This window comes from Ruania alba, assembly GCF_900105765.1.
In the GTDB taxonomy this organism is placed as follows: Bacteria; Actinomycetota; Actinomycetes; order Actinomycetales; family Beutenbergiaceae; genus Ruania; species Ruania alba.
On record NZ_FNTX01000001.1, the window covers coordinates 1,904,912 to 1,917,950 of the forward strand.

Consider the following 13,039-nt stretch of genomic DNA (forward strand, 5'->3'; position numbering starts at 1 on the left):
ATTCAACCGTTCCCGGGCCGCACCGACCGGGTCAGTACCACCGCCGCCACCACCGCACTGAACGCTCCACCGAGGACCAGCACGAGCGTGATCGGCAGACCCGCCATCAACCCGGCTGCCACCACGGGACCGAGCACCTGGCCCGTCCGGGCACAGCTTTGCCACCAGCCGAACCATGCCCCCTCGGCGACCGCGCCGATCCGGGCCGCAAGCACGGGGTTGAGGATTCCGTAGAAGACTCCCGCACCCACCAGTGCGGCCACGGCGAGCGACCCGGGCAGCACCCCGGCACCGACCAGGAAGAACGCGCCCGCTCCCCAGCCGGCCACGGCGAGCACGGCGAAACTCCCCCGGGTGCGCCATCGACCGGTCGCGAAGGTCGCCAGCGTCGCCAGGGCTGACTGCACCGCGAGTGCCCAGCCTCGCCAGGTCAGGTCCACCCCGTTCGCGTCGAGCAGCAACGGCGTGAGCAGCAGCAACCAGCCGAACACCAGCACGTTCAGCAGCACGGTCATCACCAGGATGCCGAGCACCTCCCGAGGTGGCCCACGTCGGGAGGTGCGGGACGCCGTCGGCGGCTGCCCGCCCTGACCACCGGCAGGCAGCACCCGCCAGACCACCAGGGCCGCAGGCAGGGCGAGACCGTAGAAAGCGAACGGGGCGGCGGTGCTGTACCCGCCGAGGGTGGAGCCGATCAACGGCAGCACCACCATCATGGTGCTCACGACGGCGGCGTTGTAGCCAATCGCGCGGACCCGCCACCGGGGCGAGACCGACCGGGCGATCTGGAACGACAGGGCGACCAGCCCGCCTCCGCCGATGCCCTGCAGTACCCGCAACAGCACGGCCGCCGGGAACGTCGTCACGAGCGCGAGAGCCACACCGGCTGCACCGAACATCAGCAGGCACAGGGCCAACGCGAGGCGGCGCCCACGCGCCCGTGCCAGCCGCGCGGCGAGCACCCCGGTGACGATCCCCGGCAGCATCACCGCGGTCTGGAAGTAGGCCATCAGGTCGACGCTCACCCCGTACCGGACCGCGAGCTCGGGCAGTACGGGGGCGAGGAGGGAGACGCTGGAGACACCGAGCGCTGTAGCGCCGAAAGCCACCGTCATGGTGGTGCCGTCGCGCGTCACGTTCCCCCTCGGACAAGCCCCGGCCACGCGTGCACGCGACCCGGGGCGGTTCAGGTACAGGAGATCATTCCATCAGGCCGGCGTCCTGGTAGTACTGCTCGGCGCCCGGGTGCAGGTCCACCCCGCCGGTGTTCTCCGCGGTCCAAGCCGTCGCGGGGTCGAACCCGGCCATGCTGGCGTTCGCCTCGCGCAGGGAGTCGGCCGAGTCGATCACGGCTTCGGTGATGGCGTAGGCGACGTCGTCGGGCATGTCGGCTGAAGCAATCAGGGTGGTGGTGAAGCCGAGGAGCTGGACGTCCTCGTCCTGTCCGGTGAACGTACCGCCGGGCAGGGTGGCCGCCTGCAGCCCGAGCGGTTCGAGCGCTGCAACGGCGTCGTCGTCGATGTCGAGGATGCGGATGTCGGAGGTCTCGGCGAGCTCGGTGATGTTGGGGTGCCCGGCGGTGATCGCTTGGATCCACAGGTCGGCATTCCCGTCGCGGAGGGCGTTGGTGGCCACGTCGGTGCTGGTCGGCTCGAAGCTGCCACCCCAGGATGTGACGTCGTCCACGCTGGTGCCGTATGCCTGGAGCACCAGCTGGGTGCCGGCGTCCCCGAGCGAGCCGCGCGGCTGGCTGACCAGGTCGGCGCCGATCTGCTCGTCCACCACCTGCCGCAGCGAGTCCACGCCGGACCCGGCCGGGGTGATGGGACCGAAGTAGTACTGGTCGAGCCCGCCGACGAGTACCCGGAGGTTGTCGAAGGCCTCCCCCTCGAAGGGGGTGCCCTCGGTACCGTTGACGGCCCAAGAAGTGACGGCGCTGAAGGAGGTGGCCAGGTCCGCCTCGCCGGTGGCCACCAGTTCGGGGTTGCCGATGGATCCGGCGTAGGTGAGAACCTCCACCACGGAGTTGTCCTCGAGCGCCGGTTCGATCGCCTGCCCCATGCTGACGGCATAGCTGTACCAGGCCGAGCCCTGGTCGAGGGAGGCGAAGGACAGATCGACCGGCCCCTCACCACCGGAACCACCACCGGAGTCGTCGGCGCATGCCGCGAGGGTGAGAGACACCGTCGCCAGCAGGGCTAGCGCGGTGGCGGAACGTGTCTGCGTGCGGGTCATCGTGAACTCCTGTCGTCGGGGGTGGAGGGTGCCTCGTAGCGGACCTCGAAGGTCAGGCACCCCTCCTCGGTCGCCCAGGGACCGTGCTCCATCCCGGGCGGGCGGCAGGCGAACATGCCTGCCGTGAAGGTTTCGCCGAGGCGCAGGTCGGTCATCGAGCCTTCGAGGATGTAGACCTCTTCCCAGAAGTCGTGGGTGAGCGTGCCGTTCGGCGTGGTGTCAGTGCCGGGAGCGAACCGCAGCAGGCGGGTCACCACGCCGGGTCGTCCGGTGCCGGTGAGGATGCGTTCGGTGAGCTCGGGCACCTTGCCTTCGCAGGGGGTCCAGGCGACGGCGTCCGTCGGGGAGAATTCGATCTCATCCTTGGGCATGGGCTGCTCCTTCCGGGGCGGTGACGGCGGTGCGATAGGTGAGGCCGAGGCTCGCCTCGGGCGTACGCAGGGCGAGCTCCCAGTGCGTCCCGTACTGGAAGTCGCCGGTGAGCAGGGGGACCGTCCCGCCGAAGAGGACGAGGTCCTCCCCGCCGTCCAGACCCTCGCGTTGCTGCAGCAGGCGGAGGGTCTCGGTGAGCGGTCGGAGCGCCGCGGCCGACCCGCTCTGGTAGGCGACGCCGTCGACAGTGGTGGTCAGCTGGATGGAGTCCCAGGCGGACTCCAGTTGGCCGAGCTCGACCGGCAGTGCCGTGGCACTGAGCGGTTTGGGGCAGCGCTGCTTGGACTCGGCGATGGAGATCGCCTCGTGCTCGCGGTCGGTGTGGTCTGAGCCGACCGTGAGGTAGTACCTCCCGGCGAGCCGGATCAGTACCGGCTCCACCTCGCCCGACGTCTGCGTGCCGGTGACGGCGGTGGTCTCACCGAAGCTCAGCGTGCCGCTCGGCATCGGGTAGAACTCGGGCACGTTCTCCGGCGGCGCCACCCCGATGCGGGCCAGCTCGTCGATGTGGTGGCGCACAGCGGCCTCGTTGCGGCCGGTGTAGCCGGCCACCACTACTCGCACCGTGGGTGCGTTCAGCGTGGCCGGGTCGAGCTCGATCGTCATCACAGTCTCCTTCATCACAGGGTCGGTCGTGGCCCTCGTCACAGGGCGGCGTAGTTGGGCAGCCGGTCGGCGAGCACGGGGAACTCGTGCCGGACGTCGGCGACGTGACTGGGCGTTATCTCGCACACCGCCACCTGCTCGGCTTCGTCGAGCTCTAGCAACACCTCTCCCCACGGGTCGACCACGCGGCTGTGCCCACCGAGCTGGGTGCCGGCCTGGGTACCGGCGGCGTTGCAAGCGATCACGAAGAGCTGGTGCTCGACGGCCCGCACACTGGTGAACAGTTGCCAGTGCCGCAGTCGGGCGTGCGGCCAGGCAGCGGGCACGATCGCGGCGGTGGCGCCGAGGTCGGAGATCCGCTGCCACAGCCCCGGGAAGCGCAGGTCGTAGCAGGTGGTGGCGGCCGTGCGTCCGACGGGACTGTCGGTCACGCTCACCGAGGTGCCGGGCTCGAGCAGCTGCGCCTCCGCGGACTGGTAGCCGAACACGTGAATCTTGGAGTAGCTGGCTGCGATCTGACCGGCCGGGTCGAGCAGCACGGTGGTATTGCGTAGCAGCCCACCGTCACCCTCCTCGATCACGCTGCCGGCATGCACATAGGTCTCCCGCTGCCGGGCGATCTCGGCGAGACCGGTGATCGTCGGGCCGTCGAGCAGCTCGGCACGGTCGCGATAGTGGTCGAAGGCGAAGTAGCCGGGCGCCCACAGCTCGGGAAGCACGATGAGGTCGCAGTCGGGCAGGTCGGCGATCATGTCGTGGACCCGCTCGCGGCGGGCCTCGGGGCTCTCCTCGTCCGGACTGGCGATCTGCACCAGCCCGATGCGGGTGGTGGATGTCATCCGAGTGGTCTGGTCTGTGCCCTGCGGTGCCTCACTCCGGCACACCTCATCCTTCGCCGTGCCTCCGTGGGGGCTCCTCGCGCTCATCCGAGCATCGCCTCCAACGTGTTCTGCAAGTGATCATCCGTTGCCCCACGTGCCCCGATGGCGTCACCGGTGCGTAGCTGATCGACGATCTGACGGTGTTCCTCCACCACCCGGGCCGCCCGGTCCTCGGTGCTGCTGACGGCGTAGACGCCCATCCGCAGCTGGCGGTCGCGGAGCTCGCCATAGAACTGATCGATCACGGCGTTGCCCGCGGCAGCCACGATGCGGGAGTGGAACTCCCGGTCGAGCTCGATGAACTGCACCGGGGCGGACCACAGCCCGGCCTGGCGTTCCAGCAGCTCGTCGAGCTCGTCCAGGGGCACCGGCTTGGCGCCGGTGAGCAGCGTGTCCACGGCCCAGGTCTCGATCATGCTGCGGGCCTGCATCACCGCCCGGATCTCCGAGTCCGGCAGCGGCGGGACGTAGGCGCCTCGGTGCGGGATGCGCTCGAGCAGGCCCTCGGACTGCAACCGCATGAATGCTTCCCGTACGGGGGTGCGGGATGCGCCGGCCTCCTTGGCGATCTCCGCCTCGTTGAGGAAGGTCCCCTGGTCCCGTGGCAGCGATGCGATGTAGGACTTGACCCATTGGTAGGTCTCAGTGCGGACGTCCATGGCACTCCCCTTCTGACGGTGCACCCTCGGTGCGTGGCTGGCCGGGCATCATCGCGCCCGGGCGATCTCGGCCACCATGCAGGTGTGCCGGACGTGCTCGCGGTGGCGCACCGGGTCGGCGGCGATCTCACGCAGTTCGGCAAACTGCTGCTGCCGCGCGGTCTCGTCACGCTCGCGGATGCGGCGCCAGTTCTTGTCCGTCTCTACCGCCACATAGGCCCGGCTCACCTCGCGGCGCCGCTGGTCGTAGACGTCCAGGTCGGCCTCCTCCAGGGTGCCGTCGAGCCGGTCGGCGAGCAGGGACGCCAGCAGGTACGCATCGTGGATGCCGCTGTTCATCCCCAGCCCACCGAGCGGGTTGTTGATGTGCGCGGCGTCTCCGGCGAGGAACACGCGCCCCTCCCGGTAGGTGCCTGCCACCCGTTGGTGCACCCGGTAGACGGTGGTGTGCAGGATCGGCCAGCCGCCGGGACGCTCCCCGATCGTGGCCATCAGCCGCTGCACGTTCTCCGGAGCGACAGCGTCGGTCTCGGTCTGCCCCTCCCGCACGGGGAACATCGCTCGCCAGTGGTCCGGGGTGCGCAGCAGCACCAGCCACTCGGCCGGGTCGGAGATGTAATTGACGTAGGAGATGTCCGGCATCCACGCCTGGATGTCTTCCCTGGTGGAGATCACCACGTACCGCTCGGGGTAGGTTTCCCCCTCGAAGCTGATCCCGAGCGAGGTACGCACGGCACTGCTGGCGCCGTCGGCCCCGATCAGGTAGTCCGCTGCCAGGGTGGAGCCGTCCTCCAGCACGGCACGAACGCCGTCGGGGGCGTTGTCCACGGAGGCGACGCGGGCGCCGAAGGTGACCTGCACGTTCGGCATGTCGGCGACCTTCGCCAGAATGATCCGGGTGAGCTTGGACTGCTCGCACTGCACCCGGAACGGGAACCGAGTGTCCTCGGCAAGGGTGTCCAGCCGGAACTCGGCCACCAGACCTTCACTGCGGTCTCGGTGCTGGAAGGTGGGCACGTCCAGGCCCTCGGCGCGCAGTTCTTCGGCGAGACCGAGCTCGTCGAGCATCTCCAGCGTGGGCGGGTGGAAGGTGGAGGCGCGGGACTCGCTGCTGAGCTCCTCCCCCGCTTCGAGCACATGCACCCGCACGCCGCGGTTCGCCAGCATGAGGGCCGCCGTCATACCCACGGGCCCTGCGCCGGCGATGACGACCTGGGCGTCATTGTCTGCCACGTCAGTTCTCCTTCCCGTTCGAGACCTGCTCGAACGCGTTCTGTTGGTCGGGGGTTGGGGAGAGTTCCGGCTCGACGGCGTCCCCCGGGTTCCGCGTGGCGCTCGCCCTGGTGAGCACGACCGCGACGACCAAGCCGGCCGCAGCGATCGCGCTGGCGATCTCCCCGGGGTAGATGAGGGCGATGGCCAGGACGAAGAACACGGCGCGCTGCCAGCCGGAAAGGATGCGGCTCTGGTAGCCGATCACCGCCGCTGCCAGGGCGTACACGCCGAGCGCAGCGGTCGTGGCGAACCAGACGGCGCGCCAGGGTCCGTCCTGCAGCAGTAGCGCCGGGGAGAGCGCGAATGCGAACGGGATGAGGTACGCCGCCAGGCTGATGCGGAACGCGGTGAGCCCGGTCTGGTGCAGGGGACTGCCTGCGATCCCCGCGGCGGCGAACGCGGCGAGCGCCACCGGTGGGGTGATCATCGACATGCACGCGAAGTAGAAGACGAACAGGTGCGCCGCGATCGGCGGCAGGCCCAGCTCGATCAGCGGGGGCGTGAGCAGCACGGCGGCCATGATGTAGGCCGAGGTGGTGGGCATCCCCAGGCCGAGCACGATGGAGCCGATCATCGTGATGATCAGGGCGAGCACGAGGTAACCGCCGGAGAGCAACAGCACCAGCTCGGTGAATCGCAAGCCAAGGTTCGTCTGCACGATGACGCCGACGATGATGCCGGCCACTGCGGTGGGCAGGGCCACGTTGACTGCTCGTTGGGCACCGATCTGGAGGGCCTTGAGGATCGCTGCGGGAGTGAACCAGGTGGCGCGACGCAGGAAGCTGATCACCACCACGGCGGCGATCGCCAGGAACGCCGAGGACATCAGCGACCGCCCGGAGAGGATGAGCGCCACCAGCAGGATCAGCGGTAGGAGCAGGTGGATGCGGCGGACCACCTCGGCCATGGGGGTGCGTTCGTCGGCGCTGATCGGGCGCAGGTCTTCGCGCTGTGCTTCCTTGTGCACCATGAAGTAGCCGGCCACGAAGTACAGCACGGCCGGGATGAGTGCGGCGAGGGCGACGGCCCGGTAGTCCCAGCCGAGCATCTGGGCCATGATGAACGCGCCTGCTCCCATCACCGGGGGCAGCACCTGCCCGCCGGTGGAGGCGAGCGCCTCGACGGCGGCAGCGAACTTGGCCTTGTATCCGGTGCGTTTCATCAGCGGGATGGTGAACACTCCGGTGCCGACCACGTTGGCCACGGCGGAGCCGTTGATGGAGCCCATCAGGGCCGAGCCGAGCATGGCTGCCTTCGCGGGGCCGCCGCGGGCGCGTCCGGTGACCGCGAGGGCGAGATCGATGAAGAGTTTGCCGCCGCCGGAGACCTCGAGGAAGGCGGCGAACAGGATGAAGTAGAAGACGTAGTCGGCCGAGACTCCGACGGGCACACCGAACAGGCCCTGCGGGGAGAGCATCTGCAGGTCGACGAAGCGTTCGAAGTCCAGTCCGCGGTGGCGGAGCACTCCGGCGAGCTGGTCACCCCAGAGCTGATAGGCAAGGAAGATCAGGGCCACGATCGACAAGCTCGGCCCGACGACGCGGCGGCAGGCCTCCAGCACCACGATCAGCAGCGCGATCGCGACGATCTGATCGCCGGCGGTGACCTCGTCGATGAAAGTCACGCGTTCGGAGATGCGCTGGGAGTTGAGGACGTAATAGGCGCCAATGGCCAGGGAAGCGAGGGTGAGGACGATGTCGCTCGCAGTGGCCCATCGGGGCGCCCGGCGACCGGACGGGGTCTCTCCCTCGTCGGAGTGATCGCTCACCCGGCGGCGGTAGGAGCGGCGGAAGGGATGGATCGCGAACACCAATGCCATCCCGATGGCCACGTGCACGGGCCGGAACACCATCGCGTGCGGGGCTCCGGCCGCGGCGGCGTAGAGCTGAAACACCGACCACGCGATGGCGAGCACGGCAACCGGGCGCAGGAACTGCCGATAGCCGTCGGTGACCATCACGCCTCCTCGTTGGTGGAAACAACGTCGTATCCAGGTTGTATACAACGAGTATTTCGGGCGTGTGTCGGGTATGTCAAGACTGGTGTCGAGCTGCGGTCCCGCCCGCCTACCCTGGGTCGATGAGACGGCGGCTGGGCGTGCTGGTGCTTGTCGCTGCCGTGCTCGCCGCGTGCAGCGCGTCACCGGAGCCCCCGACGGCGGAGGTCACCTCCCGGATCGAGTACGGTTCCGCGCCGGAACAGTTCGGCGACCTGGGGGTGCCCGGTGGCATCCCTGGCGGGCAGAGCCGGCCGGTGGTGGTGCTCATCCACGGCGGCTTTTGGCAGGCCGGTTCCGGACTCGGTTTCATGGAGCCATTGGCCGAGGATCTGGTCGAGCGGGGGTATGTCACCTGGAACGTCGAGTACCGCAAGGTCGGTGAACCAGGCGGCGGGTATCCGGGCACGCTCGAGGACGTCGACGCCGCGATCGAGCACCTGGCCGCGCTGGCCGACGCACATCCGATCGACCTGGATCAGGTGGTCGTCGTGGGACACTCGGCCGGCGGGCACCTGAGCCTGTGGGCCGGTACCCGGGAGGATACCGAGGTGGAGCCGGTGCTGGTGGTCGGGCAGGCGCCGGTGCCGGACTTGGTCACCGCGGCTGAGTCCGGGATGGGCGGCAGCGCCGTTACGGACTTCGTGGGCGGCACGCCCGACGACGTCCCGGCCGCCTACGCGGCCGCCTCCCCTGCCGAACGCTTGCCCGGGACGGTGCCTCAGCTGGTTGTCCAAGGGGGCGCCGATCCGGTGATCCTCGAGCCGTACGTGGCTGGTTATGTCGAGCGCGCACGCGAGGCGGGGGCAGGCATCGAGTACGTCGTGGATGACGAAGCCGACCATGGCACGCCGATCGATCCGGGGAGCGACCTGTGGGAGGCGGTCGTGGAGCGGTTGCCGGCGCCGGGCTGACGCCAAGCGGCCCATCCCGTGCAGGGAGCTCACTCCCCACCCCAGACCCCGAACCTGGAAGCCCTGCTCGGAGCAGCGGAATTCGGTCGAAGGATCACGGCCCTGCGTGGCACCCTCACGAGATGCTCCTCACACTGACTGGATCCAGTTGCTCGGGCAAGTCCACTCTCGCGTTCGGTGTGGCCGACCGGCTGCGGCAGGTTGCCGTGCACGACTTCGATGAGGTCGGTGTACCGGAGCACCCTGATCACCACTGGCGCCATCGCATGACCGAGTGGTGGGTGTGTCGGGCGCTGGAGTATCAAGACCGAGGGATCGACCTCCTGCTGGCCGGGCAGTCCCCACTCGGCGAGATCCTGGCCGCCCCATCAGCTCCGCTACTGGACGGGATCGCGGTGTCTCTGGTCGATGTCGGTGACGAGTCGCGACGAGACAGGCTCACAAAGCGTGACCCCGGTCAGTGGAACGCGTCGGCCATCGACGCCTTCTCCGGCTGGGCCGCCTGGCACCGCCGACACGCTATGGATCCTCGCTACCAGCCTGACGTCATCATCGACGGCAGCTGGCCGCGCATGGCCTGGCACCGCTGGACAGGGTGGTCCGCTGAGGACCCCCGTTGGTGCACCCATTTGCTCGACACCACCGACCGACCCGTCGCGCAATCTGTGCAGCACGTCGAGTTCTGGGTGACCGAACAACGTGACGCGCAACGATCGGGGGAACTTGCTTTGGCCTCCGGGTGGTCAGATCAGGCCTCTAGCCATGAAGACCAAGACTCCTGAATCACGTCGTCACCGGCCCGGTCGCCTGGTCTCCACGCTAGGAGTCGGGGCCCGGGCCCTGCTTCTCGATTCCTGACCGGACGACGAGACGCTACTTGACCGCACCGGCGGTCAGACCGGCGATCACTTGTCGCTGCAGGATGAGGAACAGACCGATCGGGACGAGCATCACCAGCACCGCGCCCGCCAGCGCCCCAGTGATGTTGAATCCGAACTGACTCTTGAAGCCGGCGAGGGCGAGTTGGACGTTGTGGTTGTCTGCCGAGACGGTCAGGAGGTTCGCGAAGTAGAACTCATTCCAGATCTTGACGAACGCGACCACGCAGACCGTGGCGATGGCGGGCCGTGACAGTGGCACGACGATCCGGCGCACGATCGTGAAATAGCCGGCGCCGTCCATGACCGCGGCCTCTTCGATCTCGCCCGGCAGCGAGAGCAGGAACGATCGCAGCACGATGAATGTGAACGGGAACTCGAGCGCGGCGTAGAAGATAACCAGGCCGAGGCGGGAGTCGAACAGCTCCAGGGAGCGGACCACGAAGAACAGCGGCGTTGCCAGGCCGACCAGCGGAATCGCCAGGGCGAGCGAGAACGTCGCGACCAGCGCGTTGCGACCTCGGAACGCATAGCGGGCCAACGGGTAGGCAGCCAGGAAGGCCGCGACGAGCGCGCCAGTAGTGCCACCGACGGCGTACAGGACCGAATTGCCGATGTAGGCGTGCAGGTGGATTTCGGTGAACGCATCGGCGAAGCCCTGCAGCGTCCACGGTGAGGGCCACAATCCGGAGCCGGAGTTGATCTGAATGGCCGTCTTGAACGCGGAGGACATCACCCACACGGTGGGCGTCAGCGAGACGGCGGTGACCGCTGCCAGGAAGGCGTAGACAGCGATGCTCGCCCACCTCGACCGACCGGGTCGCGTGGGCCTGGTTGGCATGGTCGAGGTCGTACCGGCCGCAGGCCGCTGGGTGATCGTCGTCATCGGTCTCGCTCCCCGATTCTGAACGCGCGGCGTACCGCGACGATGAGTGCGCCGCCGAGCAGCAGAATGACCAGCCCGACGGCGTTGGCGTGACCCCACTCTCCGTTCAGGTAGGCACGGTAGGCATACAGCGCCAGCGTGGCAGTGGTGTCGTCGGGACCACCGGCGGTCAGGATGAAGACAAGGTCGAACATCCCGATGTCGGCGAGGAGCCGGACGAGGACGCAGGTGCCGATGGCGTTGCGAAGCAGTGGCAGCGTGATGCGGGTCTCGCGCTGCCAGCCGGTTGCGCCGTCGACCTCGGCAGCCTCGTAGAGCTCGGCCGGGATCGAAGCGATCTCGGCCATGGTCACGACGATGACGAAGCCGAGGATGAACACGAAGGTGCCGGCGATCGCCCAGCGTGCCGTGCCGGTCTCGTAGAGCCAGTCGCGCTGCGGCAGCCCGAGCGGAACGAGCAGGTTGTTCAACAGGCCGAAGCGTGGGTTGTAGAACATCGAGAAGATCAGCGCGTAGGCGGCACCGGAGATGACGAACGGGATGAACAGCACGGTGCGAAAGGCCCTCCAGCCGGGCACCTTCGTCGCGAGCACGATGCCGACGGCAACGCCGAGCGGCACTTGCACCACCACTGACGCCGCCAGGTAGAACAGCGTGTTGCCGACGACCTTCACGAACACGGGGTCGCCGGCGAGCCGGGCGAAGTTGTCGAAGCCGACGAACGCCAGCTGCGCGCCGGACCAGTCGGTGAACGCCGTGCCGACGAGCACCACGAGCGGGACGGCGAAGAAGACGCAGAACAGGACGACCGCGGGCAGGAGCGAGAGGAGGATCGGGCCACGCATGCCGCGTGGAACCCGGGGCCCGGCCGCGCGCGTGGGCTGCCTGGTGCGCGGCCGGGCTAGGGACGGTGACACCATCAGGAACCCGCCGAGGCGTCTGCGGACAATCGGGAGAGGAACGTGCCGGTGTCCATCTCACCGTTGACATATGCGGGCCACAGGTTCTTCCACGCGGGCCCGAAACCGGCTGGTCCGAACACCCGCACATGCGGGTAGGAGAACTCGGCTTCGGCCGCTGCGAGGACCAGACCGGCTGAGAGCGGCTCCAGGTCGGCGGACTCCAGGTCGGCGTCCGGGACGACGACGGCAGGGTTGGCCCCGGTCTCGACAGCCTGTGTGAGGGCCTCCTCGGGGGAGGTCACGAAGCGCATGAACGCCATCACCGCCTCCTGGCTCGGGTCGTCGGTGGCGCCGGAGACCCAGCCGGCACCGGAGACGACGATGATTCCCTGGCCGTCGTCCCATCCCGGCGAGACGGCGTAGCCGGTGCGCTCGTACAGGCCCTCGGCGGCGGCCTCGGTCTGCAGGTTGGTCTTCACGAACCAGGGCCCGTTCGGCACAGTGGCCGCATCGCCTGAGAGGTAGGCCGCGGCGGCATTGGAGAAGTCACCACTGAAGGCGTCGGAGTTCACATAGCCGTCGACATGCCACTGGCGCAGACGCTCCGTGGCGGCCACGACCACCTCGTTGCTGCTCCAGTCGCCGCCAGCGATCTCAGCGGTGAGGAAGTCCACTCCTCCGGGTTGTGTGCCGATGAGGTTGGTCCAGGTCAGCATCGTGGCCCAATCACCGTCGAGCGCCAACGCGAGCTCGCCCTGTTCGGCGAGGGCCGCAGCGCCTTCCTCGAAGGCGTCCCAGGTGGTCGGGAACTCGTCGAAACCGACCGAGCCCCACAACTCGGTGTTCCAGTAGGTGCCGATCGGGTCCCGCTGTTGCGGGATCGCCCAGACCTGACCGTCATCACCGGTCAGCGCGTCGAGCGAGCCCGGCTGGAACGACTCTGCCCACGCGGTATCGGCGTCGAGGTTGCCGGTGAAGTCGTGCAGCTCGCCTGTCTCGGACAGTGCAGCGATCTCCGCGGAGTTGAGCTGGAAGATGTCCGGGAGGTCATCAGCCAGGGCAAGGCGCTGGTAGTACTGCAGTCGGTCCTCGCTGGAGCCTGCGTTGGCGTTGTTGAGCATCTCGATGCGGTACTGACCGGCGAACTGCTCGTTGAACCGGGTCGCCGCCTCGAAGTTGTACTGCAGGAACGGGTCGGTGGGTGATTCCTGGCAGGTGGCACAGGTGACCACGATTTCGTCGCCCTGTTCCTCTGCCGATCCGCCTGCGCAGGCGGACAGGGTGAGTGCGGCGGACACCAGGATCGCCCCTGCGGTGGTTCGACGTGCACGTGCGGACATGTTCGTCTCCTTCGACGGTTCGAACGGGTGTGTCT

13 protein-coding genes are annotated in these 13,039 nt (G+C 68.4%); 2 read left to right on the forward strand and 11 right to left on the reverse strand.

The features are described 5' to 3' along the window. Positions 1-2 precede the first annotated feature (2 nt). The 8 genes from BLU77_RS08770 to BLU77_RS08805 form a co-directional block, all read right to left on the reverse strand. Positions 3-1,136 carry an MFS transporter gene (locus BLU77_RS08770; protein ID WP_139177686.1) on the reverse strand — a complete coding sequence of 378 codons (1,134 nt, stop codon included), beginning with the start codon at positions 1,134-1,136 and terminating at the stop codon, positions 3-5. A gap of 64 nt (positions 1,137-1,200) precedes the next feature. Continuing rightward, positions 1,201-2,235 (reverse strand): TAXI family TRAP transporter solute-binding subunit, encoded by a 1,035-nt coding sequence (locus BLU77_RS08775; RefSeq protein WP_089772583.1) that lies wholly within the window; start codon positions 2,233-2,235, stop codon positions 1,201-1,203. Continuing rightward, positions 2,232-2,606: a cupin domain-containing protein gene (locus tag BLU77_RS08780; RefSeq protein ID WP_089772584.1), complete on the reverse strand. Its 375-nt coding sequence runs from the start codon at positions 2,604-2,606 to the stop codon at positions 2,232-2,234. The genes BLU77_RS08775 and BLU77_RS08780 overlap by 4 nt, the downstream gene beginning before the upstream one ends. Continuing rightward, positions 2,593-3,273: a DUF2848 family protein gene (locus tag BLU77_RS08785; protein WP_217632379.1), complete on the reverse strand. Its 681-nt coding sequence runs from the start codon at positions 3,271-3,273 to the stop codon at positions 2,593-2,595. The genes BLU77_RS08780 and BLU77_RS08785 overlap by 14 nt, the downstream gene beginning before the upstream one ends. A gap of 38 nt (positions 3,274-3,311) precedes the next feature. Further along, a complete protein-coding gene (locus BLU77_RS08790; protein ID WP_089773092.1) occupies positions 3,312-4,112 on the reverse strand; it encodes a carbon-nitrogen family hydrolase in 801 nt (266 codons plus the stop codon). Between the two features lie 83 nt (positions 4,113-4,195). Further along, complete coding sequence (locus BLU77_RS08795; protein WP_089772586.1) at positions 4,196-4,813, reverse strand: GntR family transcriptional regulator; 618 nt, start codon at positions 4,811-4,813, stop codon at positions 4,196-4,198. A gap of 48 nt (positions 4,814-4,861) precedes the next feature. Then, positions 4,862-6,046 (reverse strand): FAD-dependent oxidoreductase, encoded by a 1,185-nt coding sequence (locus BLU77_RS08800; protein ID WP_217632380.1) that lies wholly within the window; start codon positions 6,044-6,046, stop codon positions 4,862-4,864. Position 6,047: 1 nt separating this feature from the next. Then, positions 6,048-8,045 carry a TRAP transporter permease gene (locus tag BLU77_RS08805; protein ID WP_089772587.1) on the reverse strand — a complete coding sequence of 666 codons (1,998 nt, stop codon included), beginning with the start codon at positions 8,043-8,045 and terminating at the stop codon, positions 6,048-6,050. Between the two features lie 122 nt (positions 8,046-8,167). Between BLU77_RS08805 and BLU77_RS08810 the strand changes: the two genes are divergently transcribed. Together BLU77_RS08810 and BLU77_RS08815 are read left to right on the forward strand one after the other, a co-directional pair. Then, entirely contained in the window at positions 8,168-8,998 is an 831-nt protein-coding gene (locus BLU77_RS08810) for an alpha/beta hydrolase (RefSeq protein ID WP_089772588.1), read from the forward strand. 122 nt (positions 8,999-9,120) lie between these two features. After that, positions 9,121-9,780, forward strand: coding sequence for a hypothetical protein (locus BLU77_RS08815; protein ID WP_089772589.1), 660 nt, complete (start codon positions 9,121-9,123; stop codon positions 9,778-9,780). Between the two features lie 91 nt (positions 9,781-9,871). Here the strand turns inward: BLU77_RS08815 and BLU77_RS08820 are convergent, their stop codons facing one another. The 3 genes from BLU77_RS08820 to BLU77_RS08830 all read right to left on the reverse strand — a co-directional run bounded on the left by BLU77_RS08820 (position 9,872) and on the right by BLU77_RS08830 (position 13,004). After that, the gene (locus BLU77_RS08820; RefSeq protein ID WP_175476998.1) at positions 9,872-10,717 is read right to left on the reverse strand and encodes a carbohydrate ABC transporter permease; all 846 of its coding nucleotides are present in this window, start codon (positions 10,715-10,717) and stop codon (positions 9,872-9,874) included. A gap of 41 nt (positions 10,718-10,758) precedes the next feature. Next, positions 10,759-11,607 carry a carbohydrate ABC transporter permease gene (locus BLU77_RS08825; protein WP_175476999.1) on the reverse strand — a complete coding sequence of 283 codons (849 nt, stop codon included), beginning with the start codon at positions 11,605-11,607 and terminating at the stop codon, positions 10,759-10,761. Between the two features lie 74 nt (positions 11,608-11,681). Continuing rightward, positions 11,682-13,004, reverse strand: coding sequence for an ABC transporter substrate-binding protein (locus tag BLU77_RS08830; protein WP_089772592.1), 1,323 nt, complete (start codon positions 13,002-13,004; stop codon positions 11,682-11,684). Positions 13,005-13,039 lie beyond the last annotated feature (35 nt).